We start from the raw sequence: 23,745 nt of genomic DNA on the forward strand, positions 1-23,745 counted from the left end.
AATTTCCTCCAACTAGTTAGCCTTAGATGCCATTTTTAAAGCGGCTGCTTTTTCTTTGAATAGACCTATACCTTTTACCACACCATCGATGATGGATTCTGGTCTGGCGGCGCAGCCTGGAACATATATATCCACAGGAATCACTGTATCTGCTCCACCTTTGATGTTGTAACATTCCTTAAAAATGCCTCCTGTGCAGGCACAGGTGCCAACTGCTATCACCACCTTTGGTTCAGGCATCTGGTCATATATCTGTTTAACAACCGATTCATTCTGTGAGTTGATGCCCCCAGTTATGAGGAAAATATCTGCATGCATTGGGTTTCCTGTGTTTATAACTCCAAATCTCTCCACATCATAAACTGGTGTGGTGCATGCTAAAACTTCTATATCGCATCCGTTACAACTGCTTCCATCATAGTGAAGCAGCCAAGGCGATTTATGTATTGTGCTCATTATCCTTCCCCCTAACTTCTGATTATCTCAAGTAAGAAAAGATTCATTCCTGCTGCGACCAAAGTCACTCCCCAAGCAAGCTTTAACATCAGCTGCCACTTGACCCTCGCAGAAGTATTGTCGATAAGAATCTCTAAAAACCACACTGCCAGAATTACAGCAATGGCTCCAATTATTGAAAACGGATTTTTGTTTATTAAAAACAGTCCTACAATTCCGTATAGGATTGCATTTTCATACCATTCAGCCAGCGTAACCATTGCATATTCCTTACCGACCATCTCTGAGGTAACACCCTTGATTACCTCCTGATGTGCATGATGAGATGTGGCAATATCAAATGGTGATTTTCTGAATTTGATTGTAAGGATAAATACGAATCCTATAAAAAATCCCGGCAAAAATACAATGTTTGAATAGTTACTATTCAGTACAATATTTGCCACATTAAAGGTCTTTGGCTTGGTAGCCAGATAAAAACCTACGGCTACCAAAAGCTCCATTGGCTCACATGCCATTATCTGTATCAGCTCTCTGTGTGTGCCCTGAGTGCTAAAAGGCGAGTGGGTTGTGGTGGATGCTAAAATCAAAAACATAGCTGATGTAGATAGTGCAAATACCACAAGTAATAAATCAAATCCCGCAAAGAAAAGAATTCCCGACAACACGATGAAGCACAAATATGAGCGAATCATAAAAAGCTGCATTATATTGGCGCTTAAAAATTCTTTTTCAAATAATTTTTTTAAATCGTAAAATGGCTGAAGCACCGATGGTCCTCTTCGTCCCTGCATTCTGGCTGAAAGCTTTCTGTCAAAACCATCAAGCAGCCCGATTACAACAGGCGCTCCAACAATATAGCAAATTGCAAGTATTATTCTTATCTGTACAGTCATGCCAAAGTACCTCCAATCACAATAATCAAATAAACAATTATGATGAAGGTAGAAATCATAATTGCAGGGGTGAACAGCTTTTTCTCACCCATAATTTCTTCCATATAGAAATTTGCAACATGCATCTCTCGTGGATCACCAGTGGCTGATACAAAATTCATGTTATCGCCTGCATTGGCACCACCCATATAGGTTAAGACTTGTCTGTAGCCTGTATTTTTTGTCATAAGATAATTGATTAAAGGAATAACAAAAATACCTACCAGCAACACTATCATTATGATGATGTTCTGTCTTGAAATGACCTGCTCAACCACACCAAACATTTCTCTGGATAATGGCTTTAAAACATTGACTGATAACCATGGGAAGCCAAGGATTAATGTCACCATGAGAAAAGCGTGGAAAAACATGGAAATATATTCGTTCTTTTTTGTTAAGTCTCTAGACTTTGGTCTCTTAGAAGCTCCAAGAATCTTTGCCATCCATTTTGTCCAGTAAAACATTGTTGTAGCGGAACCAAAGCAAATAAACATTACCATAAGTGTCGATACGTAAACGGATTTTGTATCAATGAAGGCCTTCAAGGCTGCCCACTTTGAAATGAGCATTCCAAAAGGTGCCAAAAACATTCCTGCTATACCGACCATCAATATCAACGCAAGCTTTGGGAAGATAGACATAAGTCCCTGCATATCCTCAACATCACGACTGCCTGTGGTATTTTCGATTGCACCCACACACTGGAATAACATTGACTTAGAAACCGCATGGAATATTACAAGGAATACTGCTGCCCAGATTGTTTCCTCATATCCACAGCCTGTACATGCAACAATCAGTCCCAAGTTAGAGATAGTAGAGTATGCCAACACCTTTTTTCCGTCTGTCACAGAAATAGCCAAGCAAGATGCTGCAAGGAATGTGAAGCCGCCTATCAGAGACACCATATTTCCAACACAATTGTCTACCATTGCTGTTGAAAGTCTAATCAAAAGATAAACACCAGCCTTAACCATTGTTGCACTATGAAGGAGTGCAGATGAAGGTGTTGGTGCTACCATGGCACCTAGCAACCATCCTGAAAATGGAAATTGCGCCGATTTTGTGAGCGCTGCAAAGGCCAACATCGCTATCGGAAGTAGATAGCGCATATCACCCGGATTTATTTTTGCCAGGCGAATCATATCGAAAAGATTTACAGTGTTTAACCACAAATATCCTGCGCATATAGCAACCGCCAATCCACAGCCACCAAGCAGATTCATCCAAAGAGCCTTAAAGGAATTGGTAATTGCCTCTTCAGTTCTGGTATATCCTATCAAAAGGAATGATGTAACCGATGTAATCTCCCAGAAGAAATAGATACTTAAAAGATTTGCAGAAGTTACAAGACCAAACATAGCTCCAAAAAACACAAATATCATGGCAAGGAAAAAACTTCTTCTATCTGTCAGTTCCTTGTGGTGATGGATGTGATAACCATGCATGTATCCTACCGCATAAATACCAATCAGCGAACCAATCACTCCGATAATAATAACCATGATAAATGTAAGATAATCAAATCGCATGGTGTAGGTGTTTGGAAGCTTTGGTCCAACAAACTCTAACAATGTAGGAACAACAGTTGAAACTATTGTTAAAACCGCTATTATTAATCTTTTGTATTTGTAGGAAAGATATGTAATAAAACACATCAAAAGAACATCGCCCACCAGAAAAATATGTCCAAACATCTCCTGGAATGGCAATCTAAAATTCAGTGTCTGACCCCCGTCAATGTACCACCGAATAGCTGTAAATATAGATAGAATCATTACGATTCCACAACCGAGATAGACGAAAAAAGCCCTGCGCTTTGAATTGTGAACACACGCAGGCAAAATCGCCCAAAGAAATGGAAAGCAAATCAATGCTGTCACTAAGGTTTCCATTATTCCCCCTCCTATTATGTTGTAAAAATTTCTATAAATCGAGTTCCGCTGCCTCGATTATAGCCCCATTAAATACATGCACGGATATATAAATCAGTGCGTTCATTAAGATCTATGAAACTGCCATCATCAAGCTTAACAAGTGGGCTTGATAGTGCCCTTTCATTTATCATAGTAATGATACCGCGACTTCCGTCTGACAAAAGCACCCCTGAGCCTGTGTAGGAATGTGCGATATTTTTCAAAAATACCTGAAGTATATTTTGATCATATTTTGCTTTGTCCTCACGCTGGAATTGAGCAATAACCTCAAATGGACAAATGCCTGCTTTGTAGGTACGGTCTGCTGTCATAGCATCGTACACATCTGAAATAGCAATAATTTTAGAATATGGACTTATAAAATCTTTGGTAAGTCCATATGGGTAACCACTTCCATCGTTGCGCTCGTGATGCTGAAGCGCTGCCAGCTTTATTCGCCTGTCTATATCTATATCCCCAAGCAGATTATAGCCAAGCAATGGATGTTCCGCCATCCTGGCAAACTCATCGGCCGTAAGCCTTGATGGTTTAACTAAAATATCATGTGGCACCAATGATTTTCCAATGTCATGGTAAAGGCCACACATAGTAAGTACATCTAACTCTTTTGGGTCTGTGATTCCCAGCCAGCCGCCACACACTCTGGCAATGATAGCCACATTTACACAGTGCATGTAGGTCGTGGTATCTATTTCCTGAATGTTTAGCATCATTGCCATTATTCCAAGGCCGGTTGAGTGTCTGTCAAAGACCATATGTATTTCATCAATCAACTCTTCATCGTTAATTGGAACTTTCTTTTCCACAAAATCTGTGACTATTTTTTCAAGTCTACCAGCGCATTTATTATAGGCACGTTTGAATTCCCTAAACTCTGCGCTATTTACTATTCTCCAGGATTGAGTCTCCCCTATAAATTCATCCGGAGCTTCTTCTTCATATTTGTCTATAGCTTCCTCTTCGTCCTGAATAGCAAGCTCACGTATATTGTAATAAGTAAAATGTAGTAACTGCTGTGCAGTGATAGGAGTACCTGGCTCCGCCAACACCTGTCCCCGTGGACTGAGTACACGCTCAGCCAAAAACATACCAGGTTTAATATCATCTATTGCTATCTTTTTCATACTCACCCCGTCAAAAGCCACTGATGCATAAATGGGAAATGAACCCGCTAAGATTCATTTCCCTTTTAATGCCTTTGATTAATAAAACTACTAACGTGCTCCCTTATCGTAAGGAATACCTTCTGCCTTTGGAGCTCTTGAATTCTGAGATGTAAAGGCAAGAACGATAAGTGAAACAATATATGGGAACATGTTATAAACAGTTCCTGAAATTGGAAGCGCATGTAAGAATCCAATTCCCATGTAAACATTTGATAATGAGCGGAATAAAGCAAATAAAACTGCTGACCATGCAATACGCTCTGGCTTCCACTGACCAAAAATCATAACGGCAAGAGCAAGGAAACCTGCTCCGGCAACACCGTAATCAAAATGCCATGTGGAGTTGGCAGCACAGATGTAGATGATACCACCAAGTCCGCCAAGGAAACCTGACATTAAAACACCGATGTATCTCATAGCGTATACGTTGATACCCACTGAATCTGCAGCCTGTGGATGCTCACCGCAAGCGCGGATTCTAAGTGCAAGCTTTGTCTTGTAGAAGAAAATGATTGCACATACAAGAAGGATAGCAGCCACTACGATGAACCAGCTAAGCTGAAGCTTACCGATGGTAAACATAAATGCATTGTGACCGCGAACATAATCAAGCTTTGCAGAGAAATCTGTGCCGCCTGAACGAGCTGTGTTAAAGCCCTTTACAATAACAGTAGCTGATGCTGTAGCAAGCATGTTAAGAGCTGTACCTATAAGAGTCTGATCAGCCTTGAAATTGATACATGCCACTGCAATCAAGAGCGATGACAGCATGCCCGCTGCTGCAGCTGCTAAAAGTGTAAGAATAATGATAGTAGGTCTTGATGCGTCTGCTGGAAGGAGAACCATTACCATAGCTCCTGCCATGGCACCAAATACCATGATGCCTTCAAGACCAAGATTGATGATACCGCTTCGCTCTGAGAACATACCACCCAAAGCTACAAGAATAAGTACTGCTGAGAAAATGAGAGTGTATTGAATCAATAGTAACATCTTCTACACCTCCTTTTCTTTGTCTTTGTTGTCAGTTGTGTTTGTTGCAGGCTCTGCGTTAGCATTTACAGTTACCTTGCCAGGTCTGTTAAGTATTGTTCTGAAGAATAATACGAAACCGCAGAGGTAGATGATGATTGAAATCATAAGGTCTGCAACCTGAGGGTTGTAGTAGTTTGTGTTGAGATACTGACCACCAAGTGTAATGTACTCAACAAAAAGTCCTGCAATAATAGCTCCGATTGGATGAAGACCACCAAGGAATGCAACAGCGATTCCGTTGAAGCCCATGCCTGGAACTGAAGATGCGATTTTGAAGTGCTCAATACCTGTAAGGTAATAAAGACCTGCAGCCATACCAGCAATTGCACCTGAGATAACAAGTGTAAGTATGATGTTGCGCTTTGCATTCATACCAGAATATTTAGCTGCTTCTTTGTTGTGACCTGTGGCCTTTAACTCGTAGCCAAAGGTTGTCTTGTTTAATACTACAAGGATAACGATTGCAACAATAACTGTGATAGGAATAGCTATTGTCATGTATTCGTTCTTTCCAAAGAATTCACGCATGAAAGCTGGAAGAAGACCTGCTGGATTAACATCCTTGATATCGTAGGTCTCTGATTTAGACTGATTCATACATGATGGAAGACCAAGGATAATATTACAAATGTAAAGGCCAATCCAGTTGAGCATGATACCTGCAATAACTTCGTTGACATTGCAATATGCCTTGAAGAAACCTGCGATTAAGCCCCATACAGCACCTGCTACTATAGCTGCGATTAAGCATAAGAACCAGTTCCATCCAAGTGCAAGTGATGTATAGAGGCTGGCAATAATACCAACTGTATACTGGCCTGCAACACCGATGTTGAAAAGGCCTGCCTTGTATGCAAAAAGAATAGCCTCAGCACAAAGTATTACAGGAACAGATTTTACAAGGAATGACCCCATGTACTTCATGAGAGTAGTCTGGCTGGCTATACGATACTTGAAGAAATTGGTAAGGATAGCTGCCATACCTTCACCTGCATGCTCTGCATTCATAAATAAAAGAATAATGTATCCGATGATGATACCTAATACAGCACACAGAATCGAAGCAAGTAATGTCTGTACTGCTGGTCGTTTGAAAAAGCTTGTCTTTTCCATTACTTAGCCTCCTTTCTGTTGTCTCGTTTTGCACCTGACATGTATAATCCAAGTTCCTGAAGTGTAGTTGTCTTTGGATCAACCTCACCAACTATCTCACCTTCATACATAACAAGGATTCTGTCTGAAAGGTTCATAACCTCATCCAATTCGAGAGAAACAAGAAGGATTGCTTTTCCTGCATCGCGTTCTTTAACGATTTCTTTGTGAATGTATTCGATAGCACCGACATCTAGACCACGAGTAGGCTGAACTGCTACTAAAAGCTCATGCTGTCTGTCCATCTCACGGGCAACGATAGCTTTCTGCTGGTTACCACCTGACATAGAGCGAACTATTGTCCTTGGTCCCTGGCCTGAACGAACGTCAAAGGCCTTTGTAAGTCTGTCTGAGTATTTTCTCATTTCAGCCTTTTTGATGATGCCCTTGTTGTTAAAGGCTGGCTCGAAATATCTCTGAAGAATCATGTTCTCTTCCAGTGAATAGTCAAGAACAAGACCATGTTTATGTCTATCCTCTGGAATGTGGCTCATACCATGAGTATTTTTGTAGCGGATAGATTTTTTGGTGATATCTTCACCGCAAAGTGTAATCTTACCACTTGAAATATCATCAAGACCTGTAAGAGCACCAACGAACTCTGTCTGTCCATTGCCATCGATACCTGCGATACATACGATTTCACCGGCACGTACATTAAATGACACATTATGTACAGAATCATTTGAGTGAAGCTTGCTCTTTACACATACGTTTTCTACTTTAAGTACCTCATCAGTAGGCTTTGCCTCTACCTTATCAACGGCAAATTTAACGTTACGTCCTACCATCATTGAAGAAAGTTCTTCCTTAGTGGTATTTTTTACATCAACTGTGCCGATGTATTTACCCTTTCTAAGGATTGAACATCTGTCAGCAACTTCCATAATCTCATTAAGCTTATGAGTGATGAACAGGATTGATTTACCTTCTGCTGCAAGATCCTTCATGATTTTCATGAGCTCATCAATCTCCTGTGGAGTAAGCACAGCTGTAGGCTCGTCAAAAATAAGAATATCGTTATCACGATAAAGCATCTTGAGGATTTCTACACGCTGCTGCATACCAACAGTGATATCCTCAATAAGTGCATCAGGGTCTACCTTGAGGTTGTACTTATTTGACAGATCAAGTACCTTTTTACGAGCATCCGCTTTGGTAAGGAACCCAAACTTGCTTGGCTCAGAACCCAAGATAATATTGTCAAGTACAGTAAAAATATCTACCAACATGAAATGCTGATGAACCATTCCAATACCTAAATCTGTAGCATCATTAGGGTTGTTGATTTTTACTTCTTTACCATCTTTTTTTATAACTCCCTTTTCCGGTGTATAAAGTCCAAATAATACACTCATAAGTGTGGACTTACCGGCGCCATTCTCCCCGAGAAGCGCATGAATCTCCCCACGCTTTAATTGCAAAGTAATATCGTCATTTGCAATAATGCCTGGAAATTCTTTTGTGATATGCAACATCTCAATTACATAATCTTCCATATTAGAACCCTTTCTAATTTTTTATACTGATAATGCAATCTATGTCTGCAAAACCATAACAATAACCACTGTGCTCAATGGTCATTTTTATGGTCTTGTACACGCTTTATTATACTAATTTTGTTGGTTTTACACAATAGAATATAATGCTAAAAAAGGCCTTCCCGAATTGGGAAAGCCTTAGATTTTTTAATGAAATTACTTGTGTTTAGTGAATATTGTCATATTCCTTTACAGTGATTTCTGTCTTTGGCATAGCATCTGTAGAGTTGCTAACTGTGATTGTTCCATCGTTTAATGAAGCAACAAGTGCCTTGTAATCATCAACTGTGAAGTTTTCCATTGTCCATGTGTCAGTTGGAAGCTGAACATAGTTGAGTGAAGGATCTGTTCCTGATACGATACCAAGGTTTTCAATCTTTCCAGCGTAGTTAGACCAGTTACCTGCTAAGAGGTCTGTAAGTGTTGCATCTACTGTTGCAGCAAGACCCTTCATAGCTGAAGTTACACAAAGGCCTTCAACACCGTAAGCGTTCTCGATTGTACCTGACTGATCAACGTCAACACCGATAACCTTACCGTTAACGCCTGGCTTTGTTGCAGCTTCACAAGCTGATGTGAAGATACCACCACCACAAGCGAATACGATTTCAGTGCCGTTTGAATACCATGTATCCATCTGAGCTGTTACGGCATCATCACCATAGAACTGGCCACCATATACGTAGTTAACCTGAACATCTGATGCGTTGCCAAGCTCAACTGCTGCTGCATCACAGCCCTGAACAAAACCATAACCGTAGCGGATAACAGCAGGAACTGCCATACCACCAAGGAAACCAAGCTTTTTGTAGCCTTCCTTAACTGCTGCATAGCCTGCCATGTAACCAGCAAGCTCTTCCTGATATGTGAATGAGCAGACATTTTCTGGAAGCTCTGACATACCAGCGCCGTCGAAGTCACCCTGTGAGCAGTCAAGAGCGATGATAGTAACGTCTGGATAATCCTCAGCAACGTTTGCAATCATACCAGCAAATAAGTAACCTGGAACGATGATTACGTTATAACCATCTGTAACAGCATTCTCAAATGAAGCGATACGAGCGTCATCAGAATCCTCTGTTGGCTTGTAGTACTGGAAGTCTACTCCATTTTTCTCAGCGAAAGCCTTAGAAGCTTCGTAAGTAGTCTGGTTGAATGACATGTCTGTGATATCACCAGAGTCTGTAATCATAGCAATCTTGTAATCGCTAGATGCAGCGCTACCTGCTCCCTCTTCTGTTGTTGCAGCATCTGAAGATGCAGTGTCACTGCTCTCTGAAGATGATCCACATCCAACAAACATAGTAGCTGTCATAGCAGCCACAAGAAGTACGCTTAATAACTTCTTCTTCATTCTTTAATTCCTCCTATTATCCTGTTTTCGTAATTAGTTGAAAACACCTATATAAAATTATAAAGAATTTTGTAAGTTTTGCAATATAGAGTTATTTTATCTAATGAAAATAATTATATAATGATTATATTTCAAGGTTCTCAGGTCCAAATCCAAGTGGTAACAATTCACTAAGAGTCATTGTTTTTATTCTGACTTTGTCTTCGGTAAGATTGTTTAAATCTGTCACATCATCAACTTCTGCAAGATAAACCTTGAAAGTATCTGGAGCGACAAATTCTCTTAAGACCTGTCTGCACACACCACATGGTGCGCAAAATGGTAAAGCTTTAAGTTTGTCCATACCACCAACAACAGCGATGGACTCGAATGTTTTGTAGCCTTCGCTCACTGCTTTGAAAATTGCTGTTCTCTCGGCACAGTTTGTTGGAGTGTAGCCTGCATTTTCAATGTTGCACCCCTTGAAAACCTTGCCATCTGTAGTAAGAAGAGCTGCTCCTACTTTATGACGAGAATATGGTGTATAGGCCATTTCTCTAGCTTCAAGTGCAAGCTTAATCAGTTCAATTTCTGTCATATTAATCACCTATCTCGGCCGCGCTAAGCTCAGTATCATCTGCTGCGATGTATACCTTTGCCTGACGACCCCATTTATTATTTGGAAAATACTCAATAACTTTATTGAAGCATTCCATTGCAGAGTCTGTATCCCCTGTCAATCTGTAGCAATCACCAAGTAGGAACAATGCTGCACCTTCATTGTATTTTTCATCCGTATCTACAACATTTTTTAGATTAATGATTGCGCTCTCGTAATTTTCTTCTGTATAGAAGGCGTTGCCCTCTTCATAATAGCCTTCAGTCATAGCCGGGCCAAGTTCTGCATATAGATTGTCGTATGCAATCTGTCCCTGCTCGCCCATAACATCTTTTGTGACAAGCTGAATATATTCACAGGCGGTTTTGCTATCTCCTGAAGCATAATAATTCTGAGCCGCCCAGAGATTGTCATAGGATGTAGAAACATCCTGCTTATTATCAAACGCAGAAAGGCTTGTTTTAAGTTTATCTATCTCCTCCTGTAGGGCATCATTTTCTGAACGAGCCTCAGCTAAAGTTTCGTTTAAACTGATAACCGTTTGGGTGTTACCATCCGTCATGTTGCTACGGACAGTTGGAACTACAAGGAAAAAGCAAATCAAAAGTCCTACAACAAGTCCAAGAAGAATATTAACAAGACTTGTTCTGGTGTTATCAAGCATACTTCTAAGAGAAGTTTCCGTCATGATAACAGTATCGTTTCCATCAGAAAATGAGATGACATCATTTTTCTTTTTGTGTCTTTTATTACTTTCCTTTAATCTGGCCTTAATCTCATGATTGTAACGAATCGTTGTAGTATTGTTGTTATCTATTTTAGCAGCAGCTGTGAGAACTTTTCTAGCATCTGCAAATTTACCATCCTCGATGTATATAAGTCCTAACAACTGATGAGCCTTTAAAAGATTAGGATTCTGGCTAATTACTTTTTTCAGCTGAATCGTAGCCAAATCCCTGTTGCCCGACTTACAGTATTCAATTGCCTGATTATACTTTTTGATAGTGGAATTTAGTTTACTTAGAAGTCCAGGGTCGCTTTCTATCTCTGCCAAATATCTGTCTGCATCCGGATTATCATTTTCCTGCAGATTTTTAGACAATACCCATTCATTAATAGCTCTGACTGTCTCCCCAATCTGATAGTAGCACAGTCCAAGCAAATTTCTGGCTCTTGTATTGTATTTGTAATACTGTAAAGATGATTTAAGTGCCTCAATAGCACCTGTCATATCCTTTACTTTCGCTTTTTCTAAGCCCTGATTATAGAACACGTAAGAAGTGTAAATTATCTGTTTGTATAACAAAATATCGGCGCCGCAGTTGTAACAGATTTTACTATTAGCTACTTCGGCACCACACATAAAACATTGCATATTATTCTCCGTAAAAATCGCTATTGCTTTGTAGTGTTATTCTGAGCTGTCATGTTATAAAGCAAATCTGTAAGGTCTGTTAAATCTCTGGCCTTGATATCTGCCTCCGCCTGTTCTACTTCAATGGCTGGCTCATACTTTTTAAGTTCTTCCTCGAAATCGATCATTTTTCCCTCTTTATCTAGTGAAGTTATTTTTTATTTTTCGGGAGACTGGCTTCTCCAACTAATCTTGTCAACTTTATTCCTTCAGGGCTCTTGCTGATTTCCACGCGATCATGATCACTATTGATGGCCACATTGTGATCATCAACAGATACATTGGTACCTGCATAGAGTCTGCGGAATACTTTGATAGTAGCATCCTTTCCTGAGACAATTATCTCTTTCATCTTTGACAGACGTTTAGTCTCTTCAAGAACGATAGCTTCGTCACGAATACGCACTCTAAGAAGCTGCATTCTACGTGGATCTTCCTTGTAGTTGATTCCACGCTCCTGCCCTATTTTATCAAAGTCTTCTATACCCTTTTTGATTTTCATTACGTTTGAATTGATGGCTTCGATTTTGTTAGCCAACATTTCAAAGGCGGCAATTCTTTCCACATCAACGCCTACTGCAACGTTGGTGATTGTTCCAAAGGAATTACCAATGTCGTTTACTTCTATTCCTTGAACTGCAGAAACATAGCCTCCTATGATAGACGCATTGTTTCCATTCAACTCCACACGACCATTACAACTAATCTTGCTCTTAAAGAAATAATCCGCTGTTATATTTCCATTGCAAGTAATAGTGGCGTACTCAACAAACTGAGCTGTCAGGGTGCCACCGCAATTTATAACTGTTTTTTCGTTGCCCTTTACTCCGGACAAAAGGAACAAATCCTTACCAGAGCGAATCTCCGAATCCTCGATTAGGCCATCAATGATAACATTGCCTGCTGCATCGATAATCGCACCATCATGAACGCCGCCATGGATAATAACGTCACCATTAAACTTAATATTTCCGGTTTCAATTCCAACATCTCCCTGAACCTCATGTACTGGAGATATTAAAATCTTGCCTTGTTGAACCTCAATTTTGCCTGAGATTAGCGCTGTATAGGTAAGGTTATCCTTGGAACGATCAAAGCCACGTCCAAACAATGGTGGTAAATCACGAACCGGTTTCGGCTCTAATATCTGGCCTCTGACAGACATACCCCTAGACCCTTGAATTGCAGGATGATAAATAGCGATAACATCACCCTTTTCCACAGTCTCAATAGTCTTAATGCTCATGTAATCAGCTGTTCCATCAGGACGTATTGTAGGCTTTCTATTAAATTTAGTTTCAAAGGTGTATTCAAAATATCCTGGAGTACCCTGCTGTTGAGGTGTTCCCTCGGCCACCTTTATAGCGCGGCCATATATAGGATTATCCGCAAGTCTCTCCAAGGCATCCTGATCAATTCCAAAAGTAACATTGGCGCTATGCAAGAACCCAAGTAACTGAGACGCAGTAAACCTGGGCACTTCATTTTTTCCATCTGGAATCTTGAAGGTCAATGTAGCCTCCAAACCATTGGATGATACCTGAACTTTTGGTGCTTGAGCTGGTATAGGCCCTGCCATAAGAACCCCCTAAACCAAATAATAAACTAGAAAATGTACTATCTACATGCGCAAACCGCACAATATAGATAGTACAATTATAATTCTCTATTTTTACTTTGTCATGATGTTCACGAAATTTTTTACTTTTTCATTAAAATTTCACTTTTGCGTTATTAATACTTTCCGTCGTTTGGAAGCCCCTTAACGGCCTTTACAACACGGCTTGTACCAAGTCTTGATGCGCCAAGATCAATAAACTTCTGTGCGTCATCAAGTGATGCGATACCACCAGCAGCCTTGATAAGCTTGCCGTTTGTCATGTGGTCTGCCATAAGCTTGATATCCTCAAATGTTGCTCCGCCTGTTGAGAAGCCTGTAGATGTCTTGATGTAGTCTGCATCAGAGTTTGAAACTACTTCACACATCTTGATTTTCTCTTCATCTGTAAGAAGACAGCACTCGATAATAACCTTTAAGAGCTTACCCTTGCAGGCAGCCTTGATTGCATTGATTTCAGCAAGAACATCATCGTAACGTCCTTCCTTAACCCAACCAACATTGATAACCATATCTACTTCTTCAGCGCCATTATCTACAGCGTCTGATGCCATGAAGCACTTAGAAGCTGTTGTAGCATAACCATTTGGGAAGCCGATTACTGTACAGATTGGAAGGTGTCCACCCTGCTCCTTAACGTAATCTGCTGCCTGCTTTACAAAACTGGCTGGGATGCACACTGAAGCTGTTTCATACTTCATGCCGTCATCCACGATTCCTTTGATGTCGTTCCATGTTGCATCAACCCCAAGTAAAGTGTGATCGCATTTGCTTAAAATGTTTTTAATATCCATGATTACCTCCTGACCCCTCATCCGCCCCTCCGGGGCACCTTCCCCCAGCGGGGGAAGGCTATTCTTTGGCTTCCCCCGCTGGGGGAAGCTGTCACCGAAGGTGACTGATGAGGGCACCCTTTTAATTATTTTTTAACGCATTGATGCAAGACGAGCTTCTACCTGTTCCATCATTGCTTCATATTTTGCAAGCTTTTCACGTTCTTCGGCAACCTTTGCCTCTGGTGCCTTGCTCATGAATTTCTCGTTTGAAAGCATTCCGCGTGAACGAGCAAGCTCTTTTTCAAGCTTTTCTTTTTCCTTTGTGAGGCGTTCCTTTTCCTTTTCGAAATCTACAAGATCTTCAAGTGGAACGAAAAGTGTTGCATCTGCAATAACTGCTGAAACAGCGTCATCTCCGATGCCAAGCTTGTCTGCCTGAACGATTACATCTGTTGCACCTGCAAGGTTTGCAAATATTGGTGTGATTTCATCGAATATTGCACGTACCTCTGCAGACTCAGCAACGATGTGGATAGCAGCCTTCTTTGAAGGTGGAACATCCATATCTGTACGAAGCTGTCTCATACCACGAACAACATCCTTTGCACGTTCAACTTTTGCTTCTTCTACAGGGAAGTTGTTTGCTTCATCATATTCAGGCCAAGCTGAAAGCATGATAGTTTCTTCCTCGCTCTGAAGTGTGCAGAAGATTTCCTCTGTGATGAATGGCATGAATGGGTGAAGCATCTTTAATGCGTTTGTAAGTGCATACTTTGCTGTGTAAAGTGCTGCATTTTTGCTTGCTGTATATTCCTGAGAGTACATACGTGGCTTTACAATTTCGATGTACCAGTCACAGAACTCATCCCAAATAAAATCGTAAACCTTCTGAACTGCAATACCAAGCTCAAATTTATCCATATTTTCGGTAACATCTTTGGCTAAAGTGTTAACCTTTGAGATAATCCATTTATCTTCTGTTGCAAGGTCGGCATCAGCTGGCTTTGTAACTTCGTTATCAGCAAGGTTCATCATGATGAAACGTGATGCATTCCATACCTTGTTTGCAAAGTTACGGCTGTTTTCAACACGCTCATTGTAGAAACGCATATCGTTACCAGGTGCGTTACCTGTGATAAGTGTAAGACGAAGTGCGTCAGCGCCATAGTTGTCGATAATCTCAAGTGGATCAATACCATTTCCTAAAGACTTTGACATCTTGCGTCCCTGTGAATCACGAACGAGGCCGTGGATAAGTACAGTAGAAAATGGGCTCTTTCCTGTGTGAGCATAGCCTGAGAATACCATTCGGATAACCCAGAAGAAGATGATATCATAACCCGTTACAAGTACATCTGTAGGATAGAAGTAGTCAAGCTCCTCTGTGTTTTCTGGCCATCCAAGTGTTGAGAATGGCCAAAGTGCTGATGAGAACCATGTATCAAGTGTATCCTCGTCCTGCTTCATGTGAGTGTGTCCGCACTTAGGGCAAACTGTAGGAGCTTCTGCTGCAGGAGCAACTACTGTCTCGCCACACTTCTCGCAGTAATATGCAGGGATTCTGTGTCCCCACCAAAGCTGACGTGAAATACACCAGTCGCGGATGTTTTCAAGCCAGTGTAAATATGTCTTGTCGTAGTTCTTTGGTACGAATGTAAGCTCGCCTGTTTTGATAGCCTCGATAGCTGGCTTTGCAAGCTCTTCCATGGCAACGAACCACTGTGGTTTTACCATTGGCTCTACTGTAGTGTTACATCTATCATGTGTACCAACGTTGTGTGTATGGTCTTCGATTTTTACAAGAAGTCCCATTTCATCCATCTTTTTAACGATAATTTCACGGGCTTCGTATCTGTCCATTCCTTCGAACTCGCCACCGTTTGAATTGATAGTAGCATCATCGTTAAGGACATTGATAACTGGAAGATTGTGTCTCTTACCAACCTCGAAATCGTTAGGGTCGTGAGCTGGTGTGATTTTAACAACACCTGTACCGAATTCCATATCAACATATTCATCAGCAACAACTGGAATCTCACGATTTACAAATGGAAGCATTACAGTCTTGCCGATGATATCCTGATATCTTTCATCCTTTGGATTTACAGCAACAGCTGTATCACCAAGCATTGTCTCTGGACGTGTAGTAGCAAATGTAACAAAACGTCCTGGCTCTCCTACGATTTCGTACTTCATGTGCCAGAAATGTCCTGCCTGCTCCTCATGCTCTACCTCAGCATCAGAAATAGATGTCTGACAAACCGGGCACCAGTTGATGATGCGGTTGCCCTTGTAGATGTAGCCTTCCTTGTATAACTTAACAAAAACATTTTCTACAGCCTTTGAGCAGCCTTCATCCATTGTGAATCTCTCGCGCTCCCAGTCAGCAGATGAACCCATTTTTTTAAGCTGATTGATGATACGAGTACCATACTCATCCTTCCACTCCCAGCATTTTTCAAGGAAGCCCTCTCGTCCAAGGCTATCCTTTTCGATACCCTGCTTCTTAAGGTGCTCAATAACCTTTACCTCTGTAGCGATAGCTGCATGGTCTGTACCTGGCTGCCAAAGAGCTGAGTAGCCCTGCATTCTCTTGTAGCGGATAAGAATATCCTGCATTGTATTGTCAAGGGCGTGGCCCATGTGAAGCTGTCCTGTGATATTTGGAGGTGGCATCACAATTGTAAATGGCTTTTTGCTGCGGTCTACTTCTGCATGGAAATAGCCATTTTCCTCCCATTTTTTATAAAGACGATCCTCTAGACCTTTTGGATCATAGGTCTTTGCTAATTCTTTCATCTTTCTGTCCTTTCTAAATAAAGCGGCCATTTAGTGTTTCATGCTCCCGCAGGCCACCTTCCACACTCTCGCTGCGGTCCAGTGGGTCCTCACTCGGTGCGGAGCCTTCCTGCTCGCGCTCGCCTAGGTTGTGTAGCCGCTTTATAAATTAAACCTGTAGCTAAAAACTATCCACTATGTTTTCCTGAACCTAGACTATTAACGCAATTAAAAAAGCCCTGTATACGCATTACTACGTACACAGGGCGACATATACGGTATGGTCGCGTTACCACCTGCATTTATAACTCATCTTATTCCTTACGGGAACGACTCGGGACGGCTTATACGCATAAGCGTTTTGTTCACCACCTGCTCCGAAGCTACCTTCATTAGCTCTGCTCCTAGGTCACCTTTCAGCCGGTGAGCGACCCTCTCTACAGGACGACACTAACTACTCCTCTTCATCATCGCATTTAAAAACTTAATTAATGATATAAATATTTTTTGCTTATGTCAAGGAATACGTGTACTAGTGTTATGTAATTTTAATGTTTTTAAAAATTTCTTCTTGCAATAATTTTTTAACCGTGTTATATTACCGCTTGTCTTTTTTTATAAATCAGGTTGTATCAACCAAATATTCCACAGGAATTAAATCATTCAAAATCACATTCATATTCCTTAACCTCAAAAACAGATAAGGAGTAATGAAATGACAAAGTATATAAATAAAATCACACTATTTTTATCAGCACTAGCCATCGTGTTAATCGTGCTTCTATTAATGCGCTTTAAGGGACTTACCCTGTTCAAAAATGCCAGCGCAAATGAACTAACTTCAGCGGATGCTGTCAAGGAGCTTAACAATTATGTGGACTCTAGTGACGGCTTCACCGATTCTCAAAAAGAGGCTCTGGATTTATTCATCAACGATTATTTCAACAAAAACAATGTAACAACTGAAGAAGACATGGATATTGTCTACCAGATTATCGACGACAAATATGATTCCAACATGAAATCTTTGGAAGATATCAAATCAGAACTTCAGATGAAACTAAATGCATCTTCCAACTCTGACAATATGCGCGTCGATGAAATTAATAAGCTCATCGGTGAAATAGACATCATTCTTAATGACTCAAAGCAAACTTCGGAAGAGTACCAGACTAAATTCAAGGAAGATATTGACAACCTTGAGAAAAACTCCAAGGAAGAATTCGACAAAACCAATTCTGATGTAAATAAGCTTGAGTCAAAGACAAATAATAAATTTGAGGAAGTAATTAAAGACCTGACTGAGCTTGATAAAAAAACTGAAAATGAGTTTACAAATGTTCATACCATTATCGAAGATCTTTCCAAAAACACTATGCCGGAACTTGATGATTTAAATAAAAACTTTAATGAAAAGCTCAACTCACTCCAGGATGAAACATCTGCTAAAAGCGCTGAGTTGCAAGGCAATCTTGATAAAAGTGTGAGCAATTTGACTTCAGATATAAACTCAAAAGAGAATGGATTAAAGGGTCTTATCAGCGAATTAACGGAAAAGCTTCAATCTGAGAGTAAAAATATTTCTGAACTTATTAACAATTTTTCTGAAACATCCAAGCAGGAGGATGAAAAACTAAACACACTCATTGAAGATAATGCAACAGAATTTAGAGGTGAAAATGAAAAATTAGGAAATCAGCTCAACTCGCTTTCTGAAACTGTTGAGGAAAATAATGAACAGCTCTGGGCTGAGATAAACAAACTTCACAAACGTACAACTGATAATGGAGCAGAATTTAGATTTGGATATTCAAATGGTGTCTATGGCTATTACGATAGCATGAACACATTTAAACCATTTTAGAGATGTAAGGAGTAAAAGTATATGAATTTAAAATCTATTATAAAAAAGGGCTTATTACCATTAGCTTTAGCTGCAACTATTGCACTACCATCAACAAGCAATATCGTATATGCGAATGAGTTAATTGCTGAGGAAAATATGGTTGATGGGGCGATATTTGAAGCGAATGCTGTTGATGGGGATGTGGAAGATGAATCTGATGGAGATAGTCTTGAGGAGGATAGCCTTGATAAAGATAGTCTTACGGACGGTGTCTCTGATGATCAGAAGTTTGAAAAAATTATTGTAGAGTCCGATGTGGAAGTGGTTGAAACAAACACTGTAGAGGTCTGCCCGATTAATGTTGATTATACAAAAGAAATCGAAATATATGATGGGTTTATTCCAACCGGTGAAACTACAACTATGTCATTATATACCACTATCGAATTAGAATACGGTGCCTCTCTTTCCTCTATTGATATGAACTCTGATACAGCTTTGATTTTAGATAATGTACAAGAGCTTAAGGGTGAAATTACATCGGGCTACACCATTAAGGCCAGTATAGATTTAGAGGGAAAGGTTTCAATATCTTCTGTTGAAACACAGTCGCTCAAACAGGATTCCACCGATGTAACTGTTTATAAATCAATAGCTACTGTTGAGAAAATTGAAAAGGATGTGGTCTCTAATGATAAAAAGGATATAGAGAATTCAGATGTTGTTAAAGATGATAAAGAAAAATCTGATGTAGATAAATTGACCGGTAACACAGATTCTACCAATGAGGAATGTATCGATGAGGCAACTTCCCATGATGAAAGCAGCGCTGATGAAGCTATACTTAATGAAACTTCTGATGAGACCAATGAGGAATGTCCTGCTAATGATGATAAAACTACCCTTGACGACGATGAGTTTTCAATGGATGTCCCAACTGAAGAAAAATTTAGCGAAGAGGAGGAATAATTGTTGGCTAAAAGATTTAAAAAACTAAAAAAGATAGCCATTGCGGCATCAACTCTATTCTCCCTTTTTTCAGCAAATTTAGTATCATTTGCAAAAGTAGACACTGGTAATAACTATACCTTTATTCCTGCAAGAAGCTACTACGCTAAATATATTTCGGAAAATGCTTCTATGGATTCAGACATCGTGCAGTATGTATGGTTAAAACTTTTTTCTGAGGAATCAAACTGGAGAAATGGGCAATCCTACTATAGTTCTCCTTATTTAACCTGGGGGCATAAATATTACTCTGACTACGTTACAAACGATGGGAAAATTGCTTCTTCGTATAGGACGAATATCACATATAATTCTCAATTTGATTCCTATTTGTATCAAACTATAACACGCAATGATGATTTCATTATCAATTGGATTAATAGTAATCCTGATGTCTTTAAGCAATATTGCAAGACTGTAAAATCTCATCCCGGTTTTGCAAAGGCAATTATAGATTTAACTTCAGGCAGCAACTCAGACACCAATTTTTTAGGTGACGGACAATATGCCAAAAACAATTTATTTTTAAGAGGCGCTGCATCCACTGCAACAAATCGTCATCAGGGAAATGGTTCTGGCGCCAAGTGGTCTGTTACAGCTGCAAATGCAACAGGATATGATATCGATATATTAAAAGTATTGGGAAACAATTACAGAAAACTGAACAAAACACAAAAGGACTGGGTGAGAACTTATTTCAGTTGGATGATAGCAGATTATATTTCTAACCGCAGCAATTCTCTAGCTGGAGAATCTGAGGAGCTTTTAAATATGATTGCAGTTTCTGCTGAAGCTTATGACAGTAGCAATCCTCAATTATTTTTTGATTACTGTATAAATAACACAAATGCAAACATAGGAGAATTCATTGCAAACTCCACCGAAAGTCATGGACTAAAATCTGCTCTTTACACGGGTGTTGATGATATTTCATCAAATACTGATATGTCTGTTATATGGGATTTAAGTGATGGAGACTGCTACTATACCAACAGTTCCTGGATCGGATATAGAGAACCCCAGGGACAATCTGCGGACAATGACTATGACTGGCTCTGCTATAAAATATGTTTTGACTCCGGAGCATACTGGGTAAACCTAAAAAATCTAGTTGCAACAAATCCTACAACCCGCACGCAAATGGAAGACTGGATTATGCGCTACAACACAAAAGCCGCCTCTAGTTCAAATGAATTTGCCAACGCTGTTGCCAGAGCAGGGCAAACTATTTCGGAAGTTGTCAGCAATGCCACCTGGAGTGGTTGTGGAAAAACATGCCCTGAAAATGTATATGGTGGTAACGGAGAAATCCTCTACACCAGGGATAATGCCTTTGACTGTGGTATACACCAAACTGTTCAAGGTTGGAATATAGCCAAGCCACTTGGAGTCGAAACAATTTCATTTACCATTCCTACTCACGGGCTTAATGTTGATTCCACTATATCATATCGCCTTTACGATACTACTAATAACAGAACTGTATCCATAATTGGCGAAGTTTCCAAAACAAGAACTATAACAGTTCCAGCAAAATACGTGTGGAGTTCAACACTCGCCATTGAAGGAATAACCTATTACCGCGATGGTAACCAAGGGCACGTAGAAAGAAGTGGAAGTTGTCCTCAAACCCATCATGGAACTACAACCATCAACTTTACCTATGCCAACGTTTCTGCTTGTGTAGCTAATAATCATGACTTCACATGGACCTATAACTTTTATGATTCAGATGGGAAAATGATTACAGATGATAACAAAACATCTATCCCTGCTTATTGTTTAGCTAGTGGTATATGTAAAAATTGCGGGCACAAGGCCGAATACAAGGACACCCAATTAAAAGTAAATAAAAATGGAAATTCAACTATATACACTGCAGCTTTCGCTCATAGCAGTGTTCCAAACCTAGGCACTAAATCTCATACTGTTTTTGCTCCTACTCAATCATCCTTTGCCACCAGATTTACCCCATCTGTTAATTCAGGATATTTATCAGCCTCATCTGAGCTAACTAATTTTGGACGAACACATAATATTACCAGGGTATATGAGGGTGATGGAAATGCAGTACAATTAGTCACAACCGCAAGTGGTACTGTAGCATTAAAATCAGGCGCGATTGGGGCAGGCGCAAAATCCATAACAGTAAATGCTGTTGGCCATGACATTATCTACAGACTTATGAATCCTATAACCGGGGAACTAAAAGGATCAAGGCAAGAACTTATTGCCCAATCAGGAGCATCAGAGTGCACCTGGAATCTATCAGGATATTCAGATGAAGAATTAGAGGGTGTTTACGTAGTAGTGGAAATGTATTCACGAGATGAAAACTGGGGCGGGCATGCCTTGGGCGAAACCGTAACATGCTCATCCACAGTACAATTCAATTATATAGAAGTAAACTATTAATGTTTTAAGATAGATTTTAGATTAATTTGTAATGCTTAAGTGCATTGTAGATGCCGTCTTCATCAAAGGCTGTGGTTACATAATCTGCTGCAGCCTTTGCTCTATCTGTGCCGTTGCCCATAGCGATACCAACACCTGCCGCAGTGAGCATATCTAAATCGTTTTCACTATCACCGATAGCATAGGTATTTGCTGGGTCAACACCAACAATCTCACATGCTGTGAGCATACCTGTAGCTTTGTTGTGGCCTGCTGGAACTAATTCACATACATCATCACTGTGAACTATAATTGCAAAATCATCAGCAAGTCTGTCAAAACACTCCATGCGCTTCTCAGGGTCTACATCTGTTGTGCATGACATTTTGTTGATTACCCAATTGCCGTAATGTTCGCCATTGATACCTACCAAGTTGTGGCCTAAGTCTCGACGCAATATATTTCCAAATCCGTCCTCAGGACCAAATTCATTATCATCCATGTAGATTTTCTTTGGGCCTTCCAGGATTGGTCTAAATCCATAGCTTCGTATCATCTCGATGGTTTTTACTGCGAAGTCCTTATCTAAGAGCTTTTGATAAATGATTTTGCCATCGATTTCGATGTGGCAACCGCAAGAACATACTATTCCATCGAAACCTAATGCTAATAAGTCTGGGTCATTAATAAATGATCTGGCTCTTCCACTGCAAATAAAAGCGAGATGGCCATTTTCTCTAAGCTTTTTAATGGCCTGTTTGGTACTTTCTGGGATGTATTTGTCGTAGTTCCAAAGTGTACCGTCTATATCAAAAAATACTGCTGATTTCATATTAATCCTTTTTTGTTAACTTTCTAAATAGTTTTGTTTCGAGGCGCTCTGCTCTGGTTACAAATGAAACCTGAGTATCACGTATCGTAATTACGGAATGACCGCTGATTTCATCAATCTCCTGTTCAACATAGTTCATGGTGCTATCCTGAAGACTACGATGAGCGATAATGTTGTGCTTTAACAGAAGGTTAATCACATGAGTCTCAACCCCTGCATCGGCAACCTCGATAAAGGCCTCGTCAATCTTTTTATCGGCAATAAATTCTTCAAGCTTATCAAGACCTATCAACGAATCAAAATGATCGATGTAGTCTGAGGCGCCTTCATTATTCATCGCCACTGCTACAATTTCATAATCGTTTTCAAATGAACCCTTGAGGACTCGTTTGATTACCTGTTGTGAATGGTTACTGTCGCAGACAACGATTAGTTTTGGACAAAGCGCTGAGTGAAATCTGCTGAAACGTATGAAGCATTTAAGAGCGCTTCTTTCAAATAGCAAACATAAATAGCATACAGCAAAGGCTGCGGCATATACGCTTCGTGAAAAGTTCTGAGCTGTCTTGATACCATAAAGTACAACTGTGAAGAAAGCCCAGCTAACAAATACCTGTGCTAACAATGTTTGGCATTCTTTGAAAAAGCTTCTTTTAATAACTCCGGACAAATTCTTGCTGATTAACAAAATAAGGAAATAAACCACAGCAAGAACTATACCATAGTCAAAAAACAATTCTCCATGGTGTACTGTGCTGAGCTCATATCTGAATTGAACCACCAACCAATAGCCAAAAACCAGTGCAACCATATCAAATATTATGAAGTCCGCATGTTTCTTCATATATAGTAGTAATTTTTTCATTAATTGTTCTCCTTAAGAATTTCCCCGTTACGGCATA

19 protein-coding genes are annotated in these 23,745 nt (G+C 40.0%); 3 read left to right on the forward strand and 16 right to left on the reverse strand.

All coding sequences use genetic code 11. The features are described 5' to 3' along the window. Positions 1-12: 12 nt before the first annotated feature. The 14 genes from BLV53_RS02860 to BLV53_RS02920 all read right to left on the reverse strand — a co-directional run bounded on the left by BLV53_RS02860 (position 13) and on the right by BLV53_RS02920 (position 16,784). Positions 13-456, reverse strand: a complete 444-nt coding sequence (locus BLV53_RS02860) for an NADH-quinone oxidoreductase subunit B family protein (protein ID WP_090296827.1) — start codon at positions 454-456, stop codon at positions 13-15. An 11-nt stretch (positions 457-467) separates the two neighbouring features. Next, the gene (locus BLV53_RS02865; protein ID WP_090296829.1) at positions 468-1,352 is read right to left on the reverse strand and encodes an NADH-quinone oxidoreductase subunit H; all 885 of its coding nucleotides are present in this window, start codon (positions 1,350-1,352) and stop codon (positions 468-470) included. Continuing rightward, on the reverse strand, positions 1,349-3,289 hold the full coding sequence (locus BLV53_RS02870) for an NADH-quinone oxidoreductase subunit 5 family protein (RefSeq protein ID WP_090296832.1): 1,941 nt from the start codon (positions 3,287-3,289) through the stop codon (positions 1,349-1,351). Before BLV53_RS02870 ends, BLV53_RS02865 begins: the two co-directional genes overlap by 4 nt. 68 nt (positions 3,290-3,357) lie before the next feature. Further along, the gene (locus BLV53_RS02875; RefSeq protein WP_090296834.1) at positions 3,358-4,455 is read right to left on the reverse strand and encodes an HD-GYP domain-containing protein; all 1,098 of its coding nucleotides are present in this window, start codon (positions 4,453-4,455) and stop codon (positions 3,358-3,360) included. A 90-nt stretch (positions 4,456-4,545) separates the two neighbouring features. Further along, positions 4,546-5,490, reverse strand: a complete 945-nt coding sequence (locus BLV53_RS02880; RefSeq protein ID WP_090296837.1) for an ABC transporter permease — start codon at positions 5,488-5,490, stop codon at positions 4,546-4,548. A 3-nt stretch (positions 5,491-5,493) separates the two neighbouring features. Beyond that, positions 5,494-6,645 (reverse strand): ABC transporter permease, encoded by a 1,152-nt coding sequence (locus BLV53_RS02885; protein WP_090296840.1) that lies wholly within the window; start codon positions 6,643-6,645, stop codon positions 5,494-5,496. Then, positions 6,645-8,183 carry an ABC transporter ATP-binding protein gene (locus BLV53_RS02890; RefSeq protein ID WP_090296843.1) on the reverse strand — a complete coding sequence of 513 codons (1,539 nt, stop codon included), beginning with the start codon at positions 8,181-8,183 and terminating at the stop codon, positions 6,645-6,647. Before BLV53_RS02890 ends, BLV53_RS02885 begins: the two co-directional genes overlap by 1 nt. Positions 8,184-8,391: 208 nt before the next feature. Further along, positions 8,392-9,579 (reverse strand): BMP family lipoprotein, encoded by a 1,188-nt coding sequence (locus BLV53_RS02895; RefSeq protein ID WP_090296845.1) that lies wholly within the window; start codon positions 9,577-9,579, stop codon positions 8,392-8,394. Between the two features lie 124 nt (positions 9,580-9,703). Beyond that, positions 9,704-10,156, reverse strand: a complete 453-nt coding sequence (locus BLV53_RS02900; protein ID WP_090296847.1) for a cytidine deaminase — start codon at positions 10,154-10,156, stop codon at positions 9,704-9,706. A gap of 1 nt (position 10,157) precedes the next feature. Continuing rightward, positions 10,158-11,552 (reverse strand): tetratricopeptide repeat protein, encoded by a 1,395-nt coding sequence (locus tag BLV53_RS02905; protein WP_090296849.1) that lies wholly within the window; start codon positions 11,550-11,552, stop codon positions 10,158-10,160. Between the two features lie 20 nt (positions 11,553-11,572). Then, positions 11,573-11,719: a hypothetical protein gene (locus tag BLV53_RS16955; protein WP_170830732.1), complete on the reverse strand. Its 147-nt coding sequence runs from the start codon at positions 11,717-11,719 to the stop codon at positions 11,573-11,575. A 23-nt stretch (positions 11,720-11,742) separates the two neighbouring features. Next, on the reverse strand, positions 11,743-13,170 hold the full coding sequence (locus BLV53_RS02910) for a DUF342 domain-containing protein (protein ID WP_090296852.1): 1,428 nt from the start codon (positions 13,168-13,170) through the stop codon (positions 11,743-11,745). 155 nt (positions 13,171-13,325) lie between these two features. Beyond that, positions 13,326-14,003, reverse strand: coding sequence for a deoxyribose-phosphate aldolase (deoC, locus tag BLV53_RS02915; protein WP_090297715.1), 678 nt, complete (start codon positions 14,001-14,003; stop codon positions 13,326-13,328). Positions 14,004-14,135: 132 nt separating this feature from the next. Next, positions 14,136-16,784 carry a valine--tRNA ligase gene (locus BLV53_RS02920; protein WP_090297721.1) on the reverse strand — a complete coding sequence of 883 codons (2,649 nt, stop codon included), beginning with the start codon at positions 16,782-16,784 and terminating at the stop codon, positions 14,136-14,138. A gap of 694 nt (positions 16,785-17,478) precedes the next feature. Here BLV53_RS02920 and BLV53_RS02925 point away from each other — a divergent pair. Genes BLV53_RS02925 through BLV53_RS02935 form a run of 3 tightly spaced genes read left to right on the forward strand, consistent with a single transcriptional unit; the run spans position 17,479 to position 22,032 of the window. Continuing rightward, entirely contained in the window at positions 17,479-18,627 is a 1,149-nt protein-coding gene (locus tag BLV53_RS02925; protein ID WP_090296855.1) for a hypothetical protein, read from the forward strand. A gap of 21 nt (positions 18,628-18,648) precedes the next feature. Beyond that, entirely contained in the window at positions 18,649-19,578 is a 930-nt protein-coding gene (locus BLV53_RS02930; protein WP_090296857.1) for a hypothetical protein, read from the forward strand. 3 nt (positions 19,579-19,581) lie between these two features. Further along, the gene (locus BLV53_RS02935; protein WP_139298915.1) at positions 19,582-22,032 is read left to right on the forward strand and encodes a hypothetical protein; all 2,451 of its coding nucleotides are present in this window, start codon (positions 19,582-19,584) and stop codon (positions 22,030-22,032) included. Between the two features lie 16 nt (positions 22,033-22,048). On the opposite strand, the gene BLV53_RS02940 is transcribed toward BLV53_RS02935, so the two are convergent. Both BLV53_RS02940 and BLV53_RS02945 read right to left on the reverse strand, forming a co-directional pair. Next, the gene (locus BLV53_RS02940) at positions 22,049-22,843 is read right to left on the reverse strand and encodes an HAD family hydrolase (protein WP_090296862.1); all 795 of its coding nucleotides are present in this window, start codon (positions 22,841-22,843) and stop codon (positions 22,049-22,051) included. Position 22,844: 1 nt separating this feature from the next. Further along, positions 22,845-23,708, reverse strand: coding sequence for a Rossmann-fold NAD(P)-binding domain-containing protein (locus BLV53_RS02945; protein WP_090296865.1), 864 nt, complete (start codon positions 23,706-23,708; stop codon positions 22,845-22,847). Between the last annotated feature and the right edge of the window lie 37 nt (positions 23,709-23,745).

Source organism: Pseudobutyrivibrio sp. ACV-2, from assembly GCF_900107545.1.
Taxonomy (GTDB): domain Bacteria; phylum Bacillota; class Clostridia; order Lachnospirales; family Lachnospiraceae; genus Pseudobutyrivibrio.